The following is a 26,829-nucleotide window of genomic DNA, read 5'->3' on the forward strand; positions in this document are numbered from 1 at the left end:
TGATTCTTTAAATCAGTTAGGCGTTGTCGCTTTTCCAATCGTTGCCTTCCTAAACCAAACTTCAGCATAGCTACCGTTCGTGTATTGTTTGGCTATGTCGCCATCATAAGTTTCTGATTTCGTCGATTTGCCATTAGCCTGATTATAGGCCCCTTGTTTGAAATAATTCAGTTCGCCGGCATAAGCAGTGTCACGTTCTACGCTTACAGCTCGTCTCGACGAATACCCCTCTATAATCTGTTGTGGAATATCTGATTTTTTAGAAAAATCTGATTTCACTAAACTCTTTGTAAATTTTATCGTTTCATGACCTTCACCAGTAAAAGTGAGGTACATAACACCTTTAAACACATTTACTTCATAACTAAATTCTTCGCCCAAAGCAATACCATCTTCTGGTTCCTCAGGATATGTCGTTGGACTCTCACCAACACTTGAAAAATCATGACCCCAAACTGCTGTGGAGTAATCCCATCTACCTGAATTATCACCTTCTGTATTAATTTCATAGTTCCAAAATACAGAACCTTTTTGGTGCCCAGGAAATTTTTTGTAGAAGATTTTCAAAGGTTCGTTTTCGTGACCTTCATCGCTGTGAATTTGTCCAATCACCACTGAATAAGAAGAGGAAACTGTGGCATCACCCGTTGTAGAAACATGCATTACTTTTAAGGTCCCTGTTAATTTACGGCCCGTTTCAGGTATCCAATGTGCTTTTTCACCTAGCTCTGTTCTAGTATTGCTTGAGGTGCGCGAGGTAACTCCGGAATTGGGCGTTTTGTATACCACCCAATTGGTTTTTCCATCGTTTTCAACATAAAAGAAATCCTTCTTTTGATAACCTACTAAGTTTTCTGAACGTGATCCATTGCCACAAAGAATTTTCCATTTATCCATAAAAGGAATCACATCGCTTGGATAAATTGAGGTCTCTACGACCATATCTTTTGATGCTTCACCATTGGCCTTTTTGGCCTTATCAAAGCAACTGTTCATCACAAATACAAGGCCCATCATCAAAATAGGTTGAAATACCGCTTTGAAAGTTTTAATATTCATCTTTAGTAATTATTACTTAGAATTAGTACATCAATTTAAGTGGGAGATTTTGTTCTACGACGAGTTTTCCCGAGTTTTCAATTACATTATCTGAATGTGAATTGTTCTTGGCACCCCATAGTCTCGCTACCAATTCAACTTTGTTGTTCTGGAACTTATTCCCTGAAATATCAACATTGATAATCCCATAGGTGTTGATTAGAACACCGTTTTTCTCTTGGAAGCCACATTGCTTAAAACTACTATTGGTCACTTTAAGGTTTCCTCCGACCGTAGATTCGTCATAGCCACCCCTATAGTAATCAATTACGTTTTTATTCACATTCTCGAATTGACAATTATCAATGAAAATATTTTCTGCGTTGTAATCGCCACGATCATCGTTCTCGGCAGACAGCTCAAGACCATTTGCGCAGTTTTTAATAAGAGTAGAATTAAATTTGATATATTCCGAAAAAGAGTATTTGTATCCTTTCAGCACATAGTCGAAATCTGATATTTCACAGTCATTAACATTCAAATTATACAGGCTGGACATATTGCTTTGTAAACTGGCAAACGCGTATTGACTATTTGTACCTTTCAGGTTGACACCCTTAAGTATAAGATGCCCTTTAGGGTTCATTTCAAATACCGGGGTTTTTGGAGCCCCTAAATATTGAATGGCGACTTTACTATCAGCATCAGCGGACCTAATCATCAACTTTTTATTAATTTTCATTGAAGATTTTAGCTCATATCGGTCAGCTGTTAAAATGATGGTATCACCACTTTTTGCATCTTGAATGGCAGTTTCCAATTCGGAAACAGAACCTGCTGCATGCATTTTGGCACTGGCATTATCTACAGATTTTAGAGCATACCAATCCGGGCCATATTTTGACAAGTCCATAAGATTTGGTTTCTCAACTGAAGTACCAGAAATTGCCCCAACTGAATTCATAGTCATGCGTGAATTACCGAATAAATCCTTAGTAATTTGATCAAACTCGAAACCCTGATATAATTCAAATTCTGGTAAATCTCCTGATGATATTAAAATTTTATCTTCTAACTCTTTAAGTAAAAATTCCTCCTGTCTAAATCCTGAAGAATATTTTAAGGAACCGCCTTGATTATTTATTAAATTACTTTTAAAGGTTATCCCATCTAATGAATCATGAGCAATTATGGGCTGCTTATCACTTTTCTCGTTATAAATAAGGTTATTCGCCACAATAGTGCGAATAGGCCTTTCTGATCTTATTTCAGAGGCGGGCAAGACATCCTTTTGATCTACATTAGACCCTACGCCAAATTGCAATGGGGAAGTACAATTTATCCAAGAGTTGTGCGCCACAACCACATCCGTAACCTGTATATATCGATTCAAAGGTGATTTTGGAATACCATTCATAACGGCAAGCGGACTCCTAAAAACCTTTCCTTTCAGATTATAGAAGTAATTGTTCATTACCCAATGCCCGGTACCTATCAAACGTATTCCACCAATTTGTTCAGAATTATCATCTCCAATAAAATAATTACCATCAACGATACAATAGTTACCATGTCTTGTAACCAATGAACCCTCGCTTTTATAAAAGACATTATTTCTAAACTCATTGAAATTCGTTTTACTAGAAATGACCTCTACTTCTCCATTGCATCTATCAAAGAAATTGTTGGCCACTAGGGTATAACTTGGCGCCATAGAAGTATAACTATTACCTATTTGGATAGTCTCTGCACTCGGACCACCTTTAGGAGGTCTTGGTCCAAAATAATTATTTGTGATTTTATGATAATTCTTGATGCTTCTATTTCCTTCTAAATCAACTCGTACCGTTGGCCCCCTATTAGCTTTACCTTCAATATATGAATGATCTAGTTCATTATACCTTCCTTTAAACTGTACCCAAATATCGGTTTGGTTTCGTTGTCCTTTATTGTAATCCAATACCACACAATTACGAACACTTGAGTGATTCGCTACAGTATCTTGGTTAATTGCAAATTCGATAACTGACCGGGTAGGAGAAGAACCTTCGGTAAAATACAAACCATTAACTAATAGATATTCTCCACCAAGTTTCAGATCTGATTTTCCTTTAATGATTACTTCGCCAGCGGTTTCTGCCTTTAGTGTAATCGGGTTTTTATCATTCCCATAACCTATGAATCGAATTTCAACATCAGTCCAATCACCATTTGCCATAACAATTTCATCTCCTGGAGCTGCATTTTTAATGGCGGCATTCAATTCAGTGATATTTTTAACATAAGTGCTTTTTTTAGTGGGATTTTCCCCACAGGAAAGCAATAACAAAGCAGCACCTATAACCAATAAACCTTTTTTTATCATTTTAGTTTTTTATGTGAATCAAGTGGACACCAAGTAGAAGAAAACCGAACAAGACTTAATCATTTCTCAAGTTTTGGTTTCTTTTTATAAATTGGTTAACCAATTTGGTTTACCAAAAATACATATATTTGTCATACACGCAATTTTTTAACATAAAAACCACTGACTAGATAGCAATCCATACTTGAATATGCAAGAAACTAAAAAAGTCATTACAAGAAGAAATTTTACCAAATTATCGGCCACAGCTATTGGTAGTATACCATTAATGTCATTTAGTAGTTCTTTTTTTGATATTCATATAAAACCAAAAGACGACCTCACTATTAGTTTGTTTTCAAAACATCTTCAATTTCTTGATTATAACGAGATGGCGGCCGCAGCTGCTGAAATGGGATTTGACGGGTTGGATTTAACGGTTAGGCCCAAAGGTCATGTTTTACCAGAAAGAGTAACCGATGATTTACCACGGGCGGCTAGTGCACTAAAAAAATATGGAATCAACCCTGGGATGATGACGACAAATATCTGGGATGCGAAAAATTTAGAACAAAAAAAAGTTTTAGAAACAGCAAGTGAGCTAGGCCTCACTCATTATCGTACGGGATGGCTTAAATATCCCGAGGATAGGTCTATTTCAGAAAGTCAAAAACTATACGGAAATCAGTTCAAAAATCTGGAGGTTCTCAACAAAAAACTAGGATTAATTGGCTGTTATCAAAATCATGCTGGAAATCATGTAGGTGCACCTATTTGGGATTTGCCATCTATTCTGTCCGCTACCAATAACGAAAACGTAGGTTGTCAATACGATATTAGGCATGCTGTAGTAGAAGGTGGAAGCAGTTGGGAATTAGGATTACGACTGATAAAACCTTTTATTAAATCCTTAGTTATCAAAGATTTCAAATGGGGTATCGTTGATGGAAAATGGAAACCCATAAATACTCCTTTGGGAGAAGGAATGGTCGATTTTAAGAGCTATTTCGCTTTGCTAAAGAAGTACGAAATCAATGTACCGGTATCCTTGCATTTGGAATATGATTTGGGTGGTGCGGAACACGGAGATTCTAAAATTACAATCAGTGAAAAGGAAGTTTTTGCTAAAATGAAAAAGGACTTGAATTTCTTGAGACAAACTTGGCGCAACGCACAATAAAAACCATTACAATGTCTTCACTATCAAATACCATAAGGTCAAAATTAAGAGGAATTAGCACTGCAACTGTTGCCACTTACCTATTCAAAAAAGGATTAAAAAATCAGTTTATTCAAGGTGTGGTTCCTCTTAAAAAAGGAAAGCCAACTATGGTCGGTGAAGCTTTTACACTGCGCTATATTCCAGCAAGAGAAGATTTGAATCCTATTTCCGTTTTTAAGGACCCCAAACACCTTCAACGCTTTGCCGTAGAAGAATGCCCAAAAGAAAGTGTACTTATCATTGATAGTCGCAAAGATGCCAGAGCAGCTTCCGCTGGTTCTATCTTGGCAACCAGACTGATGAAACGAGGGGTAGCCGGTATCGTGACTGATGGAGGTTTTCGCGATTCGGCTGAAATAGCCAATTTAGATTTGCCCTCATACCACAATAGGCCCTCTGCACCCACAAATTTGACATTGCACCAGGCCATTGCCGTCAATGAACCCATAGGGTGTGGAGATGTTGCTGTATTTCCAGGTGATGTTATACTTGGAGATGACGATGGGGTCATGGTAATACCTCAGCATCTTGTAAAAGAAGTTACAGAAGAATGCCTAAAAATGACTGAATACGAAAACTTCGTGCTAGACAAAGTGAATCAAGGGGATTCTGTTATTGGTCTATACCCTTTAACCAATGAAAAGTATTTAAAAGAGTTTAAAAGCTGGAAATCAAAGAACTAGTAGAAGACTTAATTGTTGTTCCCATAGATCCACAACCTTTTTTGATTTTGTTTTTCAATGATACAAGTATTGAATTGTTTAATAACTACAAGCACAATTAAGACTAATTGAGCGTTCTAAAAAGCATTGATTTAAGGGTAATTAAGGCCTTCAAAAGCCAATTCAAGAAAATCTTGGACACCTAGCAACAGCTTTAAATTAATTAAATTTGCATTAAGTGAACTAAGAAAAAATAATGAACCTAGATCTTACCACTACTTTGATTTTTTTTGGTCTTCTTCAAAGTACGATTATGATATTTCTAATCATTAAGAATAGGAACTGGAAATTAGTTCAGAATAAATTGTTGATTTCACTTTTACTTGTAATTGGACTATCGCTAGTACCAACTTTTTTGGGTCGTTCCGGGTTTGTTGCGCAGTATGACTACCTTAGGTTTATTCCTTTTAATCTAGTTATTTTTGTTTTCCCATTACTATTTCTTTATTTCAAGGCCATATATAATTCTACATTTCGACTTAACTATCAAAATAGTTTTCATTTGATAATACCGATGATTTTCTGGTTGTATTACTGGTTCATATGGTTGGGAAGTCTAACAATTATTCCTGAAAGAAAGGCGAGTTGGGTCTTAGAAATGGGATATTTTAAAGTTCAATTTGTCCATGATGTAATATTGTTATTATTATTATGTACTTACTCCTTACTTTCCCTGATCGAATTAAGAGAAAAGAAAGGTCTAAATGGTAAATATAATTACACCAAATGGGTCAAATATTTAATAATCTTCTTGTTCTTTGGTGTTGCACTTGAACTAACTTCAGCTCTTTTAGGTAAAATCTATGGGTATTGGAAAAGTTCACCTTTAGATATATGGTTAGGTTTTTCACTCACTATGATTGTTAAGATATATAATGCTGTTCTTATCTATGTTATTTCTTTATTGGGCTACTTGTCATATTCAACTTTTAAGAGCTCTAGAAAAATTATTGACAAAAATGTTCTGAATAAAAAACTGCAGGATATTTTAGAAAAAATGGAAATTGAAAAGCCCTATTTGAATTCAGATTTTTCTCTTGCATCTTTTGCGAAACAATTACAGACCAACCCCAGCGTATTATCAAATTTACTTAACAATCATCTAAATATATCGTTCAACGATTTCACAAACAAATATAGAATAGCAGAAGTAAAAGATAAGCTCAAAGCTGGATTACAGAATAGTCTTACCCTAGAGTCTATTGCCAAAGATTCTGGTTTCAAGTCTAAAACTACCTTTTATCGAGCTTTTCATAGACATACTTCTCAAACTCCAAAAGGATATTTAAATCAAATTTCAAAAAACAAAAAAGTTTCATAACATGATATGAACCTTTTTTGGCTGAAATTTCTCCATTTAAGTCAATAGAGTTATTGATTTTTGATGCAATAATTTATTTCTTATGGACTTTTTAAAAATAATAGTATCATCATTATTGCTAGGTTTTGTAACATTGGTTCATTCCCAAACCGATGACGAAAAAATTGTAATCCAAGACTTTTATTTGGAACGTGCGATTAGAGAGCATTTTGACAAACCTACAGGTGAGTTGACAAAGTTAGATTTAGAATTATTGACTCGCTTTGTAGTTGCGGGTCAGGGAGTCACCTCTTTAAAGGGACTGGAATACGCCAAAAACCTTACTTCCTTAAGGTTAGACAACAACAATATTAGCGATTTAGAGCCATTGGCAGGCTTAACCAAACTCAAGAACCTGGTTATTAATGGCAATAAAATAGAATCATTACATGCGATTGAGAACCTCGTCGACCTTGAGACTCTTCTTTTTGATAGAAACCTCCTAACAGATATTGGTCCATTATCTAAGTTAAATAAGCTCAGAAGTATCTCAGGGAATTTCAATAAGATTAAAAGAATAGACGTTGCAAAAAACTGGACGGAGCTCACACATTTTAATTTGGCATTTAATGAATTGGAAAGCATAGAGCCATTAAAAGAGTTGACCAAACTAAAAGGAATTTGGATTCCTGATAATCATGTAACCAACATAGAAGCAGTGATGGAATTAAAAGCACTTGAAATATTGATATTGGAAAAGAACCCTATTTCTGATATTAAAGCAATGAGTGGACTTAATCAACTTATTCAAGTAAACTTAATGGATACTAAGGTTAAAGATTTTAGTCCTTTGTCAAACTTAAAAAATATAGGCGTACTGGTACTTCGAAATAATAATATAGGCGATTTGGGCTTTCTTAAAAACCTGACTAATATTGAATGGCTCGATTTAAGGGAAAATAAAATTGAAAGCATCGAGGTTTTAAAAAATCTGAATAAACTTAAAAAACTGTTTTTATCAGGAAATCGAATCAAGTCCATCGTCCCCTTAGCACGTATGGAACAATTAAGATGGGTCTTGTTGGCGCATAACCAGATTGATAATTTATGGCCACTTTATAGTTTGAGGAGCTTGACCGATCTCTCATTTCATAATAACCGCTTAAAATCTTCAGAATCCTTGGTTGCTATGAATAGCAAGATCATAAAAAAGCTAGATACAGAAGGTAAGTATGTTGCGGCAGCTAACAAAAAGGTAAATTCTATTTACAGTCTTGAACCTAGCAGAAAACTTCAATAGTTCTGAAAGCTTTTAAAAACAATGACCGATATTTTGACAATGTAATTCTATATCATTATGGAGGGAGACCCTATGAGGGCAAAAGGGTAGAATAAGTTTATAGTACTATATATAGCCCTCGGAATTAATAGAGTATCGATTTAAAAATGCTGGTCAACAGGCAACTACCTTGGAAATATTTCATACAGCTCATAATCAACAAGAAATAGGCACCGAATTACTCACCGAATAGTGTGTTTTACATGAAATCAAACGATATTTCTTAAAACAAAAAAGTCCGTAAATTATTAATTTACAGACTTTTTGAATTTACTTGATAAGTATAAGTGACCACGGAGGGATTCAAACCCCCGACCGCTGGAGCCGAAATCCAGTGCTCTATTCAGCTGAGCTACGTGGCCATTGTTTTATCAATTCTTTTAATTGTTCTCTCCCAATTCCTGATTTATAATATTTCTCTTTCTCTAACGCCTCTTTTAAATCGTCAACTTTTTCTACATAAACCAATTGCCATGGACGGTAACCCTTGGTCGACTTGGTCTTTCCTTCATTATGCCATTTTAATCGCTGGTCAACGTCTTGTGAAACACCTTTATAAATCCGCCCATCTTTTTTACTCGCTATTGCATAAAAATAATAACACATTTCTTAAAAGTGCTCCCTGCCTGCCGGCAGGCAGGTATTCAGCTGAGCTACTTGGCCTTAAATACTTATGAACTTAATTTATTTTTGACAATAGAGGAAATAGTCTTGCCATCAGCTTGACCAGCCAATTCTTTAGAAACCACACCCATTACTTTGCCCATATCCTTCATGCCTGATGCCCCTGTACTTTCAATAGTTTGTACCACTACTTTTTCAATTTCTTCTTCTGTTAATTGTTCTGGCAAAAACTTTTCGATTATAGCGACTTGAGCCAATTCTGGTTCAGCTAAATCAGCCCTACCTTGTTCTGTAAAAATAGCGGCACTATCTTTACGCTGCTTTACTAATTTTTGAACTAATTTAACCTCATCGTCCTCCGAAAGATTACCACCAGCTCCTTTATCCGTTTGCGCTAATAATATTGCAGATTTAATCGCTCTCAATGATTCTAAAGCCACAGCGTCCTTAGCTTTCATTGCAGCTTTCATTTCAGTCATTATTTTTTCTTGCAAACTCATTTTCTACCGTTTTAGGGGTGCAAAGATAAAAAAATAAACCCGAAAGTTTTAAGACCTTCGGGTTTACAAGCTTCATAAGAAGTGAAGCGAATTAAACACTACTAATCAACATTATCATGTAAAAAAGAATTGTTTGAACGAAGTTGAATTTCATCATTACTATCTTCTCCCAAACTCATTCTTGAGACTTTTTGCTCCGTAGACTCCTCATTTAAATCAATTCCCTGTCTTTTATAAGCGGGCTGCTTTTCAATTTCATCAATACTGTTTCTACCGCCTTGAAACTTATAATTGAAATTTTTCAATTTTTTACGTCTTTCATCAGCCCTATCCTTCAACATATCGTTAATAGAACTATTAAAAGGGTCACCATTATTCGCTGCACTTGCCTCACTTGCCGAACCTTCAACTTTAATGGTCTTTTTTTCGAAAACCAATTCGTCTTCCACTAACTTGGGTTCATGGGTTTCAGCAACGGATCTTGCTCCTGTTAATTGGGTTTCCAATTCCATGTACTCCTCAAGGTTATACCGTGTTTCACCTTCTTTATTGAAATCCAACACAGGACTTACTTCTACATATTCATTAACATCAACATCGCGAGCTTCATCAGTCAAGTCAAAAACAATGGTGTTTTCTTTGACTTCTTCATCTACCTTATCCTTATTCAAAGGCATATCAAATGAAAAAGCGAACTGATCCTCTTCAATAGGCTTAGCTGATACTACTTCAGGTTCAATAACTTCGATATCATTTAGTACATTCTTTGCCTCAATGATAATAAAATCGTCGTCTTCTACATTTGTGGCTATAACCTCTTTAACAGGTTCTGGCAGCACTTCTTCATAGAACACATTAAAGTTTCTGATATAACTGGTTGTAGTTATTAAATCAGATTCGGGTAGCTTAACCTCTGGTTCTGCAAAAGTATCTTCCAATTGGTGCTTAATCACTGGCTCTTCGGTAGATTGACCAGTCTCAAATGTTTTTAATCGTTGTTCGTCGCTTAAATCTTGAACTGCCTTTTGCTCATCACCAAGCGTATGGATAATTTTTTTAGTTTCCGTATTTACAATTTCATCTTGTTGATCACTATTAAAACCTGTTGCAATAACTGTAACTGCTATGGCATCACCTAAATCATCATCTTCACCAATACCCATAATAATGTTGGCAGAATGACCAGCTTCCATTTGAATGAAATCATTGATTTCACCTATTTCATCAATAGTGATTTCTTGTCCGCCAGAAACAATCAGTAACAATACATTCTTTGCACCTGTAATTTTATTATCATTAAGTAATGGAGAATCTAGGGCTTTGGTAATCGCTTCGTGTGCTCTTGCTGAACCTGAAGCTGTTGATGAACCCATTATTGCAGTACCACTATCTGAAAGTACGGTCTTAGCATCTCTAAGGTCAATATTTTGTGTATAGTGATGCGTTATCACCTCTGCAATACCCTTAGCAGCAGTTGAAAGAACTTCATCAGCTTTTGAAAACCCTGCTTTATAGCCAAGGTTTCCGTAGATATCCCTTAGTTTGTTATTATTGATAATAATTAAAGAATCTACATTATCACGCAGTTTGGCAATACCCTGTTGCGCTTGACCGCAACGATGAGCTCCTTCAAATTGAAAAGGAGTTGTAACTATACCCACGGTAAGAACACCCAATTCTTTTGCCGCCTTTGCGATTATCGGAGCGGCACCAGTACCTGTGCCACCACCCATGCCAGCCGTTATAAAAACCATTTTGGTCTGTTGTTCCAACAAGGTCTTAATATCTTCCATACTTTCCATAGCCGCTTGCTCACCTACAGATGGATCCGCGCCAGCACCTAAACCCTCTGTCAATGAAACCCCTAATTGGATTTTATTGGGAATTGAACTATTCTCTAAAGCTTGAGAATCTGTATTACAAATAACAAAATCAACACCGTTGATTCCAGCTTGGAACATATGGTTAATGGCATTACTACCGCCACCGCCTACGCCAATAACTTTTATGACGTTACTTTTATTCTTGGGCAAATCAAAACCTATATTTTCAAATTCTGTGTTTTTACTCATTGTACTTGATTTTTATTGTGGGTGTTTTTATTCTGCGTTGTCTAAGAAATCTTTCAATTTCTCAGACCATTTATCAAAAATAGATTTACGTTCTCTTTGCGTAGTACCGGATACTATATTACCTTGAATATTTTCATGGCCCGCCAGTACCTGCTCATGTTCTTGCAATTGCTCTTCTACTACTTCCTCTGAGGCAATATTTTTTGAGCTTGTTTCTAGGGCATTCATTAATAAGCCTACTGCTGTGGCATATAAAGGGCTGGCAATTTCTTCATCTGAATCGCCTGCTAAATGCTCATTTGGATATCCTATTCGAGTATCCATTCCGGTTATGTATTCCACTAACTGTTTTAAGTGCTTTAATTGACTACCGCCACCTGTCAAAACAATACCTGCGATCAGTTTCTTTTTCTGCTCTTCATGTCCGTAGTTTTTGATTTCAACATAAACCTGTTCAACAATCTCAACCACTCGAGCATGAATTATCTTTGAAAGATTTTTTAGTGTAATTTCCTTAGGTTCTCGACCTCTCAAACCAGGAATCGATACAATCTCATTGTCTTTGTTCTCACCTGGCCAAGCTGAACCAAACTTCATTTTCAATAATTCAGCTTGTTTTTCAATTATGGAACAACCCTCTTTTATATCTTCAGTAATAACATTTCCACCAAAAGGAATCACAGAGGTATGACGGATAATCCCATCTTTAAAAATTGCCAAATCGGTAGTACCACCACCTATGTCGATCAATGCTACGCCAGCTTCTTTTTCTTCTTGACTTAAAACGGCTTCGGCAGATGCTAAAGGCTCAAGCGTAATGTTACCTAAATCCAATCCTGCACTTTTTATACAACGTCCAATATTTTTTATTGAGGTTACCTGCCCAACCACTACATGAAAATTGGCTTCTAAACGTCCGCCATACATGCCAATAGGCTGCTTAATTTCAGATTGACCATCAACTTTATATTCTTGTGGTAGCACATGAATAATTTCTTCACCGGGCAACATGACCAATTTGTAAACTTGATTACAAAGTTTGTCTAAATCCTCATCATTAATAACTTCTTCTGCATTTGGTCTTGTGATGTAATCGCTATGCTGCAAGCTTCTTATGTGTTGACCTGCAATACCAACAACCACAGAACCAATTTTTAAGCCCGAATTCACTTCGGCCTGCTCTACCGCTTGCTGAATTGAAGAAATTGTTTGTGTGATATTATTGACAACACCACGGTGAACACCAAGGCTTTTAGACCGACCAGTACCCAAAATCTCAATCTTACCGTATTCGTTTTCTTTACCGATTATGGCCACTATTTTGGTAGTACCAATATCTAAACCGACTGAATAATTACCCTGTTCCATACTTTATATTTTTGTGCAAACAACTTGATTGTCAAATTCTAAACTCACTACTGCGTAATTTTCTAAAGTTTTATCTTTTGTTGCCTTTACATAAAAGGCCATAAAATTTTTAAATTTTTCATCAAGATTCTTCACACCACCTAAATTCACTACAAAATTTTCAACTCTAAACTTCAATTGATACTTTCCTTCGTCTTCAATATGAATTCCTATGACATTTTTTCTTAAAAAATTGTCTTTGTTTACATAATCCAAGATGACATAAGCATCCTCCAAGCTTTTACCTGTTATTTTACCCGTGATAATGGGTACTCTTGCCGAGTGATACCGCGATAACGGCATGCGTTTTCCCATATCATCCAAATAAAATTTGGAGACGCCTTCAACCCGTCCAATTGGTTTTCGCTGAACAATTTTAGAAATAAGCTCTCCCTCAACTGAGAGATAGACTTGGGCACTTTTCACCATGTCATTAGACGAAATTATCGTCTCTATGGTATTCAAAACTACTTGTTCTTTTGCCCTATTTTTTACGCTGCCATAATTTTGTATTAACAATTTATTAACTGCGTCTTCTGTCAAGTATAAGTTGTTGTCTCCTAAAAACTTAATGGAAATATCTTCTACATTTTTTGCCTTGTTTCTATAATCGGCGAACCCATAAAGCCCAATTACGGTCAATAACAATCCTAAAAATTTGATATAATTCCAATTAACTCGCATAAGCCAATTCTTTTTTTATTTTTAATACTTCAAGTCCAATATCACCAGCACCCATTGTCACCAAAACCTCTGGCTCACAGCTATTTATCTCGTTAATTAAAGTAGCCTTAGTGATTAGCTTTTTATTTGGATTTTCAATTTTCTCTAATAACCAAGAAGAGGTAACACCTTGTATAGGCTCTTCTCTTGCGGGGTAAATATCCAGTAGCAATATCCTATCAAACTTTGACAAACTACTAGCAAAGCTTTCTACAAAATCCTTTGTTCTAGAGAATAAATGTGGCTGAAAAACCGCAACTACTCTTTTATCAGGATGCATTTCTGATACTGCCTGATGTACAGCCTCAATTTCTGTTGGATGATGGGCATAATCATCAATAAAAACGAAATCTTTTTCTTTGATTTGATATGAAAATCTGCGCTGAACACCTTTAAAAGTTTCTAAAGCTTCAGCTAGACGGCGCGGTTGGGAAATGACCTGCGCCGCCATTGCAAAAGCAGCTAATCCATTAAGCAAATTATGCTTCCCCGGTTTATTGAAACGAACATTGGTAAATGTTTCTTCCGGAGTTCTCAAATCAAATATGTAGGTACCCTGTTCAATCTTAATATTAGTAATCGCATAGTCAGAATCATCTTCGATTCCATAGGTCATTCCTTTAAGTGGTAGACCATTTCTGACCAATAATTTGCCGTTAGGCTTTATTTTACTTACAAAATCAATAAAGGAATCTTTTAGTGCATCATCTGTTCCATAAATATCTAGATGGTCAGCATCCATAGATGTTACGCAAGCTACATTAGGCGAAAGATGTAAAAAGGACCGATCGTACTCGTCTGCTTCAACAACTGAAAATTCCGTTCCCTCTAGAACAAAATTGCTATTGAAATCTTCTGAAATACCCCCTAAAAAGGCTATTAAAGGTGTGTTTGTTTCTTTAAGCAAATGGGCAAGTATACTCGACGTAGTTGTTTTACCATGCGTACCCGCCACAGCAAAACAAAAAGTATCTTTTGTAATGATTCCCAAAACCTCTGAACGCTTTTTGATTTCAAATCCATTTGTTCTAAAAAATTGTAATTCTTTATGGTCTTCAGATACTGCAGGCGTATAAACAATTAAAGTGTTTTTTGACAATTTATACGGGTCTTCGATAAAGTTTATATTATCTTCAAAATGAATGGAAATTCCCAAATTCACCAACTCATCTATCAATGGGGTTTGGGTTTTGTCATATCCTGCTACATTTTTGTTTATAAATTTAAAGTAACGCGCAAGCGCAGACATACCTATACCACCTATACCTATAAAGTAGACGTTATGTATGTTTTTTAAATTCATTTCAATATTTTCTCTATTTCATCAACAATATGCTCTGTTGCCTTTGGCAGAGCCATTTTTTTAATGTTTTTTGCAAGTATATTTTGTCTTTCTTTTGAATTCATCAACTCTTTATAAAGAGTTTTAAATTCTGTTTCTAAATTATTCTCCTTAAGCATCAATGCTGCATCTTCTTTAACCAAGGCTTCCGCATTTTTGGTTTGATGGTCTTCAGCAACATTAGGTGAAGGAATAAAAAGTGTTGGTTTACCCGCCAAACACAATTCAGAAACCGATCCTGCCCCAGCTCTTGAGATAATAATATCTGATGCTGAATAAGCATAATCCATTTTATTTAAAAAGGATTTTACCTTTACAGTCTCTGAGTCATATTTTTTATAATCCTCATAATACAATTTGCCACATTGCCAAACCAATTGCACCTCTAGCTCCTTAAAAAAATTCAGTTCTTTTTCAATCAATTGATTAATTCTTCTAGCGCCCAAACTTCCACCTAAAACTAGTACCACTGATTTATCGCTATGGAGACCAAAATAGTCTAATGCTTCTTTTTTATCTACTTGAATATTAACCAAATCAGCCCGCACAGGATTGCCTGTTTTGATTACTTTCTCTTCAGGAAAAAACTGCTCCATTCCGTCATACGCAACACATATTTTTTTTGCTTTATTGGCTAATAGCTTATTGGTTATTCCGGCATAAGAATTCTGTTCTTGTAGCACACAGGGCACACCTGAACTTGTAGCCATTTTCAATAATGGACCACTAGCAAAACCGCCCGTGCCAATTGCGATATCTGGTTTAAACTTTTTTACTATGTTGCGTGCTCTAAACAAACTACTCATCAATTTTATTGGAAACATCAAATTTTTTAAAGTCAGTTTCCGTTGCAATCCACTTATCCAAAGGCCTTCTATCTTATATCCAGCTTGTGGAACTTTTTCCATTTCCATTTTATCCTTGGCGCCAACAAACAAAAACTCAGCATCATTAAATCTCCTTTTCAATTCGTTTGCAATAGCAATCGCCGGATAAATGTGACCTCCAGTGCCACCCCCAGAAAGTATGAACCTATAATTGCCCACTTAGCACTTCTAATGGGTTATTCTCATCTATATTCAAACCATCTGGTTCTTCTTGCTTTTTATCACTTGCACTCAATACTATACCTATAGCTAAACAGGTCATCCAAATAGCAGTACCTCCCATACTGATTAAAGGCAAAGGCTGTCCTGTGGTAGGAAATAATTGTACCACTACTGCCATATTGATAAATGCCTGAAAAACTATGGGCAGCCCAACTCCAATCACCAGTAATTTTGCAAAAACAGTCTTAGTAGAATTTGCAACCACTACGATTCTAAATAGTAGTAACAGGTAGAAGAATAACAATCCTAATCCTCCCACCAAACCATATTCTTCAATAATAATGGCGAATATGAAGTCAGAGGTGCTTTGAGACAAAATATTCTTCATCACACTTTTACCTGCTCCTTTACCGAACAATCCGCCTTCAGCTACGGCCATTTTTGCGTAATTGACCTGGCGCGAAGCGTCTGCACTGGCATTTTCAGGATGAATAAAAGTCTCAATTCTTGATTTCCATGTTCCTGCTCTATCTGGAAGCACTTCTGGCGTTTTGAATAAAACAAAAAGAAACATGCCTGCCAATACCAATCCTGTTCCTGTGATTGCAAATAAATATTTCAAGGGATAACCGCCTAAAAAACAGAGCACCAACACCAATATTCCGACAATAGCTGCAGTAGAAAAATTAGCAGGGAGTATTAAACCAACGACTAGACCTACAGGGAGCCATAAGGGTAATATACTTTCTTTGAATGTGATTTTAGCATCTCGTATTTTACTTAAATATCTAGCAATCCAAATCATTAAAACCACCGAAGCTAAGGTTGATGTTTGAAAGGGAATACCAACAAAAGGAATCTTAATCCATCGGTTTGCACTTACGCCACCAATATTAGTCTCAACAGTCAATGTATAGCCTAAAAGAATCAAAACAATAGGCATGGCAATCAATGAAAGGCCTTTGAAATAATGTGTGGGAATGCGATGGACAGCGTAAATTATCATGAAACCCAAAAACAAGAGTACGCCATGCTTTACTAAATGCCCGATAGTGGTGCCCGTGTCCTTTACATAGACCAAATTTGTGCTCGCACTATAGACCGGCAAAAACGAAAATAGTGCCAAAAGAGCCACTATGCCCCAAATAGCCTTATCTCCTTTTAAATTTTTGAACAGTGCCAACATCTTATAATTTCTTTATCGCTGCTTTAAACTGATTACCTCTATCTTCATAATTATCAAAAAGATCAAAACTTGCGCAAGCAGGAGACAATAAAACTGCATCACCTCGCCCCGCAATTTTATATGCCACTTTTACAGCCTCATCCATAGACATAGTTTCCACCAAGGGTTCCACTACATTTCCAAAAGTGTCTATCAGCTTTGTATTATCAACACCTAAGCAAATAATTCCTTTTACCTTTTCTCGTACCATCGGCATCAACTGTGAATAGTCATTGCCTTTATCTACGCCGCCAACTATCCAAACTATAGGCTTTTTAATTCCGTCCAAAGCATAATATGTCGCATTTACATTAGTTGCTTTTGAATCATTGATATACTCTACATGATTTATCTTCAATACTTTTTCTAATCGATGTGGAGCACCTTGAAACGATTGAATACTTTTAAGAATGGTTTCTTTTCGCACATTTACCAAAAGCCCAGCAAGTGATGCTGCCATGGCGTTCTTTACATTATGCTGACCTTCTAGTGTTAAAAAATCTGTACTCATCTTCAAAGTGTTATTAGGTTCTAATTGTATTTTAATTGTATCATTCTCCAACCAAGCTCCTATTTCTTGCTCTTTTACAAGAGAAAAAGGAATTAATTTGGATTGAACAGGATGCTCTTTAAGCCATTCGACAATAACTTCATCATCCGCATCATAAATCAGGTAGTCATTTTCATCTTGGTTCATCGCAATACGAAACTTTGATGCGATATAGTTTTTAAATTGATATTCGTACCGATCTAAATGATCTGGTGTAATGTTGGTAATCACTGCCACCCTTGGCTTGAAATCAATAATTCCGTCCAATTGAAAACTGCTGATTTCCAAAACGAAGTTTTCAAAGTCATTCTCCGCAACCATTTTAGCATAGCTATTACCAATATTACCTGCCATACCCGCATTAAACCCAGCTTCTTTTAACAGATGGTTGGTAAGCATTGTTGTGGTAGTCTTACCGTTACTCCCTGTAATTCCGATAATTATAGCCTCAGAATATCTTGATGCGAATTCTATTTCAGAAATAACTGGAATTCCTTTTTTCATTAATTGCTGCACTAAAGAAACTTTATCTGGTATTCCAGGACTCTTCATGACCAAATCAGCATTCAAAATCTTAGCTTCCGTATGCTGATTTTCTTCCCATTCAATCTCAAAATGTTTAAGAACGTTTTTATATTTTTCTTTAATCTCTCCCTTATCAGAAACAAAAACCTTAAATGTTTGTTGTTTCCCTAAAATAGCTGTACCAATGCCACTTTCGCCTCCTCCAAGTACAACCAAGCGTTTCATATCACCTTATTTTTAAGGTGACAATACTAACTACAGCTAGCAAAATCCCGATAATCCAAAACCGCGTTACTATCTTACTCTCGTGATATAATTTTTTTTGATAATGATGGTGCAAGGGTGCCATCAAAAAGATTCGTTTACCCTCACCATATTTCTTCTTTGTATGTTTAAAATAGCCCACTTGTAACATGACCGAAATGGACTCCGCAAAGAAGATTCCACATAAAATGGGAATCAATAATTCTTTACGAACGATTATGGCAATTACGGCTATTACACCACCAATGGTCAAACTACCTGTGTCACCCATGAATACTTGGGCCGGGAATGCATTGTACCATAGAAAACCAACTAATCCCCCTACAAAAGCAGCGATAAAAACTACTAATTCACCTACACGGGGTATATAAAAAATATCGAGATAATCAGAAAATTGAATGTTGCCCGAAACCCATGCAAAAATGCCAAGGGTCAATACTATGATTGCAGATGAGCCGGCTGCCAAACCATCAATACCATCAGTTAGGTTAGCACCATTAGATACTGCTGTTACAATTAGAATTACTACTGGAATAAAAATCAACCAAGCATATTTCTCCATTCCATCACCAGCCCAAGCAATAAATTCTGTATAATCCAATTCGTTATTTTTAAAGAAAGGAACATTGGTACGGACCGATTTTTTCTCCTTCCCTATTACCTTTTCAACTGTAAACTGTTCGGTAATTACGGTGCCATCCTTTTCTTTCATAGTAACTTCTGGATGGAAATAGAGAACGATGCCAACAATCAAGCCCAAAACAACTTGACCCATTATTTTAAATCTTCCTTTAAGGCCTTTTTTATCTTTCTTAAAAATTTTAATGTAATCATCAATAAACCCAATAACCCCCATCCAGAGCATGGTAATTATTAAAAGAATCACATAAATGTTCTTTAAATCGGCGAATAATAAAACAGGAATCAGAGTTGATATGATAATGATAATACCTCCCATTGTAGGGGTCCCTGCTTTCTGTTTCTGTCCTTCCAACCCTAAATCGCGTACACTTTCTCCAATCTGTTTTGCCTGTAAAAATAAAATGACCCGCTTACCATAGACAACGGCTATCAACAATGACAGCAATACCGCAATTGCAGCGCGAAATGTCAAAAACTGAAACAGTGATGCCCCAGGCAGTTGATATTGTTGTTCTAAATATTCAAATAGATAGTAAAGCATTGTGTCTATTTATTTAAATCATGAAGTGCGGCTTTAACTTCTTTAAAATCGTCAAAGTCAACACGCTTACCATTAGTTTCTTGGTAGGTCTCATGCCCCTTACCAGCAACTAGTATTATATCATTGGCCATAGCAAGCTTACAAGCTGTTTTGATGGCTTGTTTTCTATTTTCTATGGACAGTGTTTTTTTTGCATTTTGAGGCTCAACGCCTGCCTCTATTTCTTCAATAATCTTTTCAGGGGATTCTGTTCTTGGGTTGTCAGAGGTGAAAATGGCTTGATTACTCATATCAGAAGCGATATGACCCATAACCGGACGCTTCGACTTGTCACGATCACCACCACACCCCACTACGGTGATGACGTTTTCATTTCCAGTCCTCAATGCGTTGATAGTAATCAACACATTTTTTAGTGCATCCGGTGTATGGGCATAATCAACTATTGCCGTAATCTTCTCTTTCGATATAAAATATTGGAACCTACCGTCTACATTATCCAACTCACTGATCAATTTTAAAATCTCTAACTTTTCAAGACCCAACAAATCGGCGGTCGCATAAATAGCAAGTATATTATAAGCATTAAAATCTCCTATTAGTTTTGACCATAGTTCATTGTCATCAATTTTCAATAATTGACCATCTAATTGATGTTCTAATATTTGACCTCTGTAATCAGAAAAGGATTTTAATGCGTAGGTATATTTTTTTGCCTTTGTATTTTGAAGCATCACCATTCCATTTTTATCATCTAGATTGGTCAACGCAAATGCAGACTTAGATAAACCATCAAACAACTTTTTCTTAGTATCTCGATACTCGGCAAAAGTCTTGTGGTAATCTAAATGATCATGAGACAGATTGGTGAAAATGGCTCCTTCGAATTTTAAACCCTCTGCTCTTTTTTGATGGATACCATGTGAGCTTACCTCCATAAAACAGAATTCGACACCCGCTTCATTCATCAAATGCAAATGGTAATTAATGGCAAGGGCATCTGGTGTCGTATGTGTCGTTTTGTACTCTTTGTCATCTACCATTATTTTTATAGTAGATATTAGTCCAACTTTATAGCCTGCTTTTTTGAACAAACTATACAATAATGAGGTAACCGTAGTTTTGCCATTGGTACCAGTGACCCCAACTAATTTTAAATTTTTTGAAGGGGTCTCATAAAAATTAGAGGCCATTATGGCCAATGCCTTATTGCCATTATCCACTTGCAAGTAGGTAATACCATTAACCACCAGTTCAGGCATCACTTCACATACAATTGCCTTTACGCCAGAATCAATTGCCTTTTGTACATATTTATGCCCGTCGGTTATCAAACCCTTAATAGCTACAAAGACATCGTCCATTTCAACTTTTCGAGAATCAAAATGCACATTGTTTACCATTACATTGGTATCCCCTGTTACAGCAGTTAGGCTAACACCATACAATATGTCTTTTAACAGCTTCATGAAAGTTGCAATACTATTTTTGTGATTTCTTTGATATTTGTGCCTTCTTCAACAGATTGTTGTTTTACTTTTCCATTGCCCTTAACTTCAACTTCAACACCTAGGTTTTCCAAAATGGCCACGGCGTCCATTCCACACATACCCTTTAAATTAGGTACTACTTGATATTTTCTTTGGGCATGTGCATAAAACGATTTATAGGACTCCTCTATCAATTCAGTCTTAGGGTTTTCGGGCACTACTTCATCAACTACTGGAGAGGTGATATATATTTTTTCAGCTAGGGATTTAAATACAGGTCCTGATACATCTGCACCATAGTAACCAACGCTCTTATCAGGTTCATGAATAACAACAATACAAGAATATTGAGGGTTATCAGCCGGAAAATATCCTACAAACGAAGAGATATAAGCCAATTTATCAGGGTCTTTGGCCACATAGTTTTTTTGACAAGTACCTGTTTTTCCGGCCATGGAGAAGCTTTTAGAATACAAACCATTTCCAGTGCCATACTCTTTCTCAACTACATCTTTTAATAATTGTTGGGCTTTCTTGACAGTTTCCTTAGAACAGATAGAAGGATTGATAACCTCTTTTTTAAACTCTTTTAAAACCTTGTTTCCAACCCTTGCTTGTTTAATAAATCGCGGTCTTACCATTTCTCCATCATTAGCAATGGAATTGTAAAAAGCCAAAGTCTGCATGGGTGTCATTGCAACTTCATAACCATGCGACATCCAAGCTAATGAAATACCTGACCAGCCTTTGTCACCAGGATATCTCAATACAGGATTGCCCTCACCGACGATAGGTAGCTCTAAATTCTTGTGAAGCCCCATATTCATCAGTCGATTCACATACTTCTCAGGATTTTCTTTATAGTTCTCATGAATCATCTTGGCAAAAGCAGTATTTGAAGAAAGTGCAAAAGCTTTCGCTATTGATATTTTACCATAGCCATTCCATTTAGAATCTCGAACGGTACGGTCATAAATTCTCCATTTACCTTTCTCAGTATCCACCACAGCATTGGTATCAATTACTTTGTCTTCTAAAGCGGCAATCAAAGACATCAACTTAAAAGTAGAGCCAGGTTCGTGTGACTCCCCAACTGCATAATTCAATTTCTCGTAGTATTTGCCTTCTTCTGTTCTGCCTAGATTTGATATGGCTTTTACTTCACCTGTTTTGGTTTCCATCACCACAACAGACCCATGGTCAGCTTTATAATATTCTAATTGCTTAAGCAGAGCATGATGGGCTATATCTTGAATGTTGGTATTGATGGTAGTAATGATGTCTCTACCATCTTGAGGTTCAATAATATTGTCAAAACCAACGGGTTTCCACTCGCTACCCGCACTTTTCTGTTTTAAGCGCTTTCCTTCATTACCCCTTAAATATTCCTTACCAAAAGCGCCGTCAAGGCCTACACGTGTAAAGTGACCTTGATTATCGATTCGTTCATAACCAATACTTCTCGCTGCCATCTTACCGAGTGGATATTCGCGAACCACACGATGACTTTCCAAAAAGCCACCTCGATTGGGACCGTACTTGAAAAGTGGGAACTTGCGCATACGAGCATAATCTAAATACTCTACGTTTCGAGCTATAAGTTTGTAGCCATTTTTATTCACCCTTGCTTTTCTCAACATTTGGCGATAATGTGATGATGGCTTATCAAAAAGAACGGCCAAAGAGTCGCATAGTGGTATGATATTTTTATCCCAGTCTTCTTTAGTGACCGTGTTGGCATCAAAACGTATTTCATATTTAGCAACAGATGCTGCTAAAAGACTGCCATCATCCGCATAAATATTACCTCGATTTGGCTGAATAGTAAACATGCGTTCCGTTTTTTGCATGGCCAGCTCTTTATATTCAACACCCTTCACCATTTGAATATCGACCAGCTTTGCCACTACGCCAATTGCGAATACCAAAAGACCACCTGCAACGAGATACAATCTATTCATGATATTTTTTTCGCTTATCGCCACTATTCTTCTGTTTTAACTATGATTTTTTGAGGAGGATTTACGGAAGGTTTCAGCCCTTTCGATGCAATCGTATGCTTTAAGGAGGATTCTAACTTGAGTTGCTGCAAATCACGACGGGTTTCAACAAATTCGCTACGCAAGGAACGCACCTGTTCATTTAGTTCGGCAATTTCATGAACTTTTTTATCGGCTTGATGGCTACTCGAGATCATCATCGCTGCCAAAAAGGAGGCAAACAACAAGAAAAGCCAGTTTTTAGGCGCATCACCGCTAACTAAAAACTTACCTTTCAAAATATCCAATAATCCTTTTTTCATTTTCATTTTACTCGATAATCGAGGTTTAAATGCCCCCGACGCTTGCGTCGAAATCAATCTTAGTTTTCTCTTTAATACCTCATGGCTTGCCCCGAGGTTATTTATTCGTATTATTCCTGCTGGTACAGAAACTATATGCGCTCCGCAATTCGGAGTTTCGCAGAACGTGCCCTATTGTTCTGCGCTATTTCCTTTGCCATTGGCACTATTAATCTTCCGACTTTTTTCAAAGGGACATCAATATTGCCATAGAAATCTTTTTCTGCCTCACCTTCAAACCTACCGTCTCTTACAAAGCGTTTCACCAAACGGTCTTCTAAAGAATGATAACTTATCATGCTTAACCTACCCCCTACTTTTAGTATTTCTGGCGTTTGTTCTAAAAACGACTTCAACACTTCAAGCTCTTGGTTGACTTCAATCCGGATAGCTTGATAGATTTGCGCCAAAATTTTGTTCTCTTTCATTTTGGGCAAAAACTGTTTCAACACCATCTTGAGCTGCTCTGTGGTTTGAATCAGCTTATCTTGTCTTGAATCTGCAATTACTTTTGACATCGCGTTAGCGTTTCGCAATTCGCCATAGTCAAAAAGTACTTTTGCCAAATTTTCTTGAGAATAGGTGTTGACCACTTTAAAAGCAGAAAGCTCATTTTTTCTGCTCATCCTCATGTCTAAATCAGCATCAAAACGAATTGAAAATCCGCGTTCCGCTTCATCAAACTGATGTGATGAGACTCCAAAATCTGCTAAGATTCCATCAACCTTGAGAATGCCATAGAACTTTAAAAACTGCCTGAGGAACCTAAAATTTTCATTGATCAAAGTGAATCGCTCATCATCAATAACATTAGCAAGTGCATCTTCATCTTGATCAAAAGCAAACAATTTGCCCTCAGGCCCTAGTCTTTTCAATATTTCTTCGGAATGTCCGCCACCGCCAAAAGTGACATCGACATAAACTCCATCATCTTTAATTTTCAATCCATCTACTGATTCGTTTAACAGCACTGGATTGTGGTATTCATTACCCATCTTTGCCATCTTTGTTATCGACGACAAAAATATTTTCAGCTACATCTCCATAAACATTTTCGCTTTCTTGCAAGACAGCTTCATATTTTTCTTTATCCCAAATTTCAATTCGGTCATCGGCACAATGCAATGACACTTCTTTAGTAATACCTGCAAACTCAATGAGGTTTTTTGGTATCTGAAAACGTCCTGTTTCAGAATCAACCTTTAAATCTGGCTTCATGCCGGCAGTAAACTTTCTAAAGAAAAGATCATAGTCTCTGCTAATATTCTTTTTAGCCCTTACCTGTTGCATCAAAATATCAAACTCACTTTTAGGGAACAGCTCTATACAGCCTTGAAATACCGCTCTTTTTATGACAAAATCTTGATTGATCACTGGCATAAGTTGATTCTTAAGCGAATTGGGCAATGTTACCCTTCCCTTAGCATCAGCCTTACAGTCAAATTGACCCATCAAGTTCATTAGCGCGAAATTTGTTTTAACTATTTAAAATCAAATATATATATTTTATCTCCACATATCTCCACATAAAGACACAATTGTTAATAAAATCTATAATTTTAACGTCAAATCTCCACCAAAAATTGCATTTCAGCGCTCTAAAGCTATTTTTTAAAACTCCTGATATCGTATTTCATAATTACAAATTCCACTTTTCACCACATTGATTTTGCAATTTTGAATGATTTGAAATGCCTATATTTGGCACGCTAGACCCAACTAAATAGATGGAAGAAGAAATTAATTCGGAAGGAAAGTTCAGATATATTGAAATTGGCGAAGGAAAACCTATCATTATACTACATGGACTAATGGGAGGTTTAAGTAATTTCCATGGTGTTACCGACTTTTTCCCACCAAAAGGCTACAAGGTTTTAGTGCCTGAGCTACCGATTTATGACATGCCAATGCTCAAAACAACGGTAAAGAACTTTGCCAAGTTTTTAGAAGATTTTATTGAGCATAAAGGATTGAAAGATGTTATTTTATTGGGAAATTCCCTAGGTGGGCATATTGGGCTCTTGCATACCAAAATGTTTCCTGAAATAGTCAAAGCCCTTGTGATTACCGGTAGTTCTGGATTATACGAAAGTGCAATGGGTGATGGATATCCTAAACGCGGTGACTATGAATTCATCAAGAAAAAAGCACAAGATGTTTTTTATGACCCTGATGTAGCTACCAAAGAAATTGTTGATGAAGTTTTTGCAACGGTCAATGACCGTATGAAATTGGTAAAAACTTTGGCAATTGCCAAAAGTGCTATTCGCCATAATATGTCGAAAGATTTGCCCTCAATGCATACGCCTACCTGTATTATTTGGGGAGAAAATGATTCAGTTACCCCACCTAATGTCGCAAAAGAGTTTCACGAATTATTACCAGATTCTGATTTGTTCTGGATTGAAAAATGTGGTCACGCCCCAATGATGGAACATCCAAATGAATTCAATAGTATTCTTGATGCTTGGTTGACCAGGCGCAACTTCTAGTTCTAACATCATGAAAATTACATCGGCGGAATTTGTGATGAGCAATTCAGACGTGGCAAAATGCCCAAATGAACCTTTGCCAGAGTATGCCTTTATTGGCCGTTCGAACGTCGGGAAATCATCATTGATCAATATGCTGGTCGGTCGTAAAAGTTTGGCGAAAACCTCTGGTAGACCTGGAAAAACCCAACTCATCAACCACTTTAAAATAAACCAAAATTGGTTTTTGGTAGATTTACCGGGCTACGGTTATGCCAGGGTTTCTAAAAAAGAAAAAAAGGTTTTTCAAAAATACATTACAGAATATTTTGAGAAACGCAAACAACTTGTCTGTTCCTTCGTTCTTGTAGACATTCGTCACGAGCCGCAACCTATTGATATGGAATTTATGGAATGGCTTGGGGTAAATGGAGTTTCTTTCGCTATAATCTTTACGAAAGCAGATAAATTAAAGCCCGGCGCAATACGCAACTATGTTGACACGTATATTCAGCAACTTTTGGAAACCGCTTGGGAAGAAGCCCCACCCTATTTTGTAACCTCTTCAGCAAATAGAACCGGGAAGGATGAACTACTGGATTATATAGATAGTATCAATAAAGCTTTCATTAAAGACGGTACTAATTAGGTTCGCTCTTTTAATAATCTAATTAAACCGTGAGTAGTTTTTAAACTGTTCATTTCTTCTTTTGAAATCAAAACCTCCAAACCCTTTTGGCCTTCAACAAGTGCAATAGGAAATTCAAACTTGTAGCCGAATTTACTAGCGTACTTTTTGGCAAACTCGTCTTTATGTAAAAAGGTCATTTGGTGCTTACTCTCTTGCCTAAACTTTTTCCAAGTGCGGTTCTCAGAAACCACACCATAGGTAATGTCACATAACTTGCAATCATAAGTTGATGGCTTGAAGACCTTGTGCATACTGTCTATGATGGCATTTTTGGTGCCCGAATTGGCATTATAGATAAAAATAAGTTTTTGGGTGGGTTTCTTTTTCATTGTATAAAAGTACAGATGATATCTGCCAAACTGGATATATAAATCTGTATTTTACAGACTTATTTATGTGTTAGCTAC

At 36.5% G+C, this 26,829-nt stretch carries 24 protein-coding genes and 1 tRNA gene; 6 read left to right on the top strand and 19 right to left on the bottom strand.

The features are described from left to right. Window positions 1-12: 12 nt before the first annotated feature. Complete coding sequence (locus RM706_RS00460) at window positions 13-1,059, bottom strand: polysaccharide lyase family 7 protein (protein ID WP_311349050.1); 1,047 nt, start codon at window positions 1,057-1,059, stop codon at window positions 13-15. A gap of 22 nt (window positions 1,060-1,081) precedes the next feature. After that, window positions 1,082-3,403: a chondroitinase-B domain-containing protein gene (locus tag RM706_RS00465; RefSeq protein ID WP_311349051.1), complete on the bottom strand. Its 2,322-nt coding sequence runs from the start codon at window positions 3,401-3,403 to the stop codon at window positions 1,082-1,084. 190 nt (window positions 3,404-3,593) lie between these two features. On the opposite strand from RM706_RS00465, the gene RM706_RS00470 reads away from it, so the two are divergent. The 4 genes from RM706_RS00470 (at window position 3,594) to RM706_RS00485 (ending at window position 7,926) form a co-directional block, all read left to right on the top strand. Next, complete coding sequence (locus RM706_RS00470; RefSeq protein WP_311349052.1) at window positions 3,594-4,562, top strand: sugar phosphate isomerase/epimerase family protein; 969 nt, start codon at window positions 3,594-3,596, stop codon at window positions 4,560-4,562. 11 nt (window positions 4,563-4,573) lie between these two features. Next, window positions 4,574-5,287 (top strand): ribonuclease activity regulator RraA, encoded by a 714-nt coding sequence (locus tag RM706_RS00475; RefSeq protein WP_311349053.1) that lies wholly within the window; start codon window positions 4,574-4,576, stop codon window positions 5,285-5,287. Window positions 5,288-5,522: 235 nt separating this feature from the next. Next, a complete protein-coding gene (locus RM706_RS00480; RefSeq protein WP_311349054.1) occupies window positions 5,523-6,647 on the top strand; it encodes a helix-turn-helix domain-containing protein in 1,125 nt (374 codons plus the stop codon). An 82-nt stretch (window positions 6,648-6,729) separates the two neighbouring features. Next, window positions 6,730-7,926: a leucine-rich repeat domain-containing protein gene (locus RM706_RS00485; RefSeq protein WP_311349055.1), complete on the top strand. Its 1,197-nt coding sequence runs from the start codon at window positions 6,730-6,732 to the stop codon at window positions 7,924-7,926. 327 nt (window positions 7,927-8,253) lie between these two features. Here RM706_RS00485 and RM706_RS00490 read toward each other — a convergent pair. The 16 genes from RM706_RS00490 to RM706_RS00565 all read right to left on the bottom strand — a co-directional run bounded on the left by RM706_RS00490 (window position 8,254) and on the right by RM706_RS00565 (window position 24,721). Beyond that, window positions 8,254-8,327 (bottom strand) — tRNA-Arg (locus tag RM706_RS00490). Next, window positions 8,305-8,571 (bottom strand): GIY-YIG nuclease family protein, encoded by a 267-nt coding sequence (locus tag RM706_RS00495; protein ID WP_311349056.1) that lies wholly within the window; start codon window positions 8,569-8,571, stop codon window positions 8,305-8,307. Before RM706_RS00495 ends, RM706_RS00490 begins: the two co-directional genes overlap by 23 nt. Window positions 8,572-8,636: 65 nt before the next feature. After that, the gene (locus RM706_RS00500) at window positions 8,637-9,089 is read right to left on the bottom strand and encodes a GatB/YqeY domain-containing protein (RefSeq protein WP_311349057.1); all 453 of its coding nucleotides are present in this window, start codon (window positions 9,087-9,089) and stop codon (window positions 8,637-8,639) included. A 101-nt stretch (window positions 9,090-9,190) separates the two neighbouring features. Then, window positions 9,191-11,161, bottom strand: a complete 1,971-nt coding sequence (gene ftsZ / locus RM706_RS00505) for a cell division protein FtsZ (RefSeq protein ID WP_311349058.1) — start codon at window positions 11,159-11,161, stop codon at window positions 9,191-9,193. Window positions 11,162-11,188: 27 nt separating this feature from the next. Beyond that, window positions 11,189-12,529 carry a cell division protein FtsA gene (gene ftsA / locus RM706_RS00510; RefSeq protein WP_311349059.1) on the bottom strand — a complete coding sequence of 447 codons (1,341 nt, stop codon included), beginning with the start codon at window positions 12,527-12,529 and terminating at the stop codon, window positions 11,189-11,191. A gap of 3 nt (window positions 12,530-12,532) precedes the next feature. Continuing rightward, a complete protein-coding gene (locus RM706_RS00515) occupies window positions 12,533-13,252 on the bottom strand; it encodes a cell division protein FtsQ/DivIB (RefSeq protein ID WP_311349060.1) in 720 nt (239 codons plus the stop codon). Then, the gene (murC, locus tag RM706_RS00520) at window positions 13,242-14,594 is read right to left on the bottom strand and encodes a UDP-N-acetylmuramate--L-alanine ligase (protein ID WP_311349061.1); all 1,353 of its coding nucleotides are present in this window, start codon (window positions 14,592-14,594) and stop codon (window positions 13,242-13,244) included. The genes RM706_RS00515 and murC overlap by 11 nt, the downstream gene beginning before the upstream one ends. Beyond that, window positions 14,591-15,679, bottom strand: a complete 1,089-nt coding sequence (gene murG / locus RM706_RS00525; RefSeq protein ID WP_311349062.1) for an undecaprenyldiphospho-muramoylpentapeptide beta-N-acetylglucosaminyltransferase — start codon at window positions 15,677-15,679, stop codon at window positions 14,591-14,593. The genes murC and murG overlap by 4 nt, the downstream gene beginning before the upstream one ends. Beyond that, the gene (locus RM706_RS00530) at window positions 15,666-16,868 is read right to left on the bottom strand and encodes an FtsW/RodA/SpoVE family cell cycle protein (RefSeq protein ID WP_311349063.1); all 1,203 of its coding nucleotides are present in this window, start codon (window positions 16,866-16,868) and stop codon (window positions 15,666-15,668) included. Before RM706_RS00530 ends, murG begins: the two co-directional genes overlap by 14 nt. Before the next feature lies 1 nt (window position 16,869). Continuing rightward, window positions 16,870-18,207, bottom strand: a complete 1,338-nt coding sequence (gene murD / locus RM706_RS00535; RefSeq protein WP_311349064.1) for a UDP-N-acetylmuramoyl-L-alanine--D-glutamate ligase — start codon at window positions 18,205-18,207, stop codon at window positions 16,870-16,872. A gap of 1 nt (window position 18,208) precedes the next feature. After that, a complete protein-coding gene (gene mraY, locus RM706_RS00540) occupies window positions 18,209-19,429 on the bottom strand; it encodes a phospho-N-acetylmuramoyl-pentapeptide-transferase (RefSeq protein WP_311349065.1) in 1,221 nt (406 codons plus the stop codon). A gap of 5 nt (window positions 19,430-19,434) precedes the next feature. Further along, on the bottom strand, window positions 19,435-20,898 hold the full coding sequence (locus tag RM706_RS00545) for a UDP-N-acetylmuramoyl-L-alanyl-D-glutamate--2,6-diaminopimelate ligase (RefSeq protein WP_311349066.1): 1,464 nt from the start codon (window positions 20,896-20,898) through the stop codon (window positions 19,435-19,437). After that, window positions 20,895-22,904: a penicillin-binding protein gene (locus tag RM706_RS00550; protein ID WP_311349067.1), complete on the bottom strand. Its 2,010-nt coding sequence runs from the start codon at window positions 22,902-22,904 to the stop codon at window positions 20,895-20,897. Before RM706_RS00550 ends, RM706_RS00545 begins: the two co-directional genes overlap by 4 nt. Then, a complete protein-coding gene (locus RM706_RS00555; protein WP_311349068.1) occupies window positions 22,904-23,221 on the bottom strand; it encodes an FtsL-like putative cell division protein in 318 nt (105 codons plus the stop codon). Before RM706_RS00555 ends, RM706_RS00550 begins: the two co-directional genes overlap by 1 nt. A gap of 131 nt (window positions 23,222-23,352) precedes the next feature. Next, window positions 23,353-24,255, bottom strand: coding sequence for a 16S rRNA (cytosine(1402)-N(4))-methyltransferase RsmH (rsmH, locus tag RM706_RS00560; RefSeq protein WP_311349069.1), 903 nt, complete (start codon window positions 24,253-24,255; stop codon window positions 23,353-23,355). Further along, the gene (locus RM706_RS00565; RefSeq protein ID WP_311349070.1) at window positions 24,248-24,721 is read right to left on the bottom strand and encodes a division/cell wall cluster transcriptional repressor MraZ; all 474 of its coding nucleotides are present in this window, start codon (window positions 24,719-24,721) and stop codon (window positions 24,248-24,250) included. Before RM706_RS00565 ends, rsmH begins: the two co-directional genes overlap by 8 nt. Before the next feature lie 266 nt (window positions 24,722-24,987). On the opposite strand from RM706_RS00565, the gene RM706_RS00570 reads away from it, so the two are divergent. Both RM706_RS00570 and yihA read left to right on the top strand, forming a co-directional pair. Beyond that, window positions 24,988-25,752: an alpha/beta fold hydrolase gene (locus RM706_RS00570; RefSeq protein ID WP_311349071.1), complete on the top strand. Its 765-nt coding sequence runs from the start codon at window positions 24,988-24,990 to the stop codon at window positions 25,750-25,752. A gap of 10 nt (window positions 25,753-25,762) precedes the next feature. After that, the gene (gene yihA / locus RM706_RS00575; RefSeq protein WP_311349072.1) at window positions 25,763-26,380 is read left to right on the top strand and encodes a ribosome biogenesis GTP-binding protein YihA/YsxC; all 618 of its coding nucleotides are present in this window, start codon (window positions 25,763-25,765) and stop codon (window positions 26,378-26,380) included. Here the strand turns inward: yihA and RM706_RS00580 are convergent. After that, entirely contained in the window at window positions 26,377-26,751 is a 375-nt protein-coding gene (locus RM706_RS00580; RefSeq protein WP_311349073.1) for a GTPase, read from the bottom strand. The genes yihA and RM706_RS00580 overlap by 4 nt on opposite strands. Between the last annotated feature and the right edge of the window lie 78 nt (window positions 26,752-26,829).

It is taken from the genome of Croceitalea rosinachiae, from assembly GCF_031846445.1.
In the GTDB taxonomy this organism is placed as follows: Bacteria; Bacteroidota; Bacteroidia; order Flavobacteriales; family Flavobacteriaceae; genus Croceitalea; species Croceitalea rosinachiae.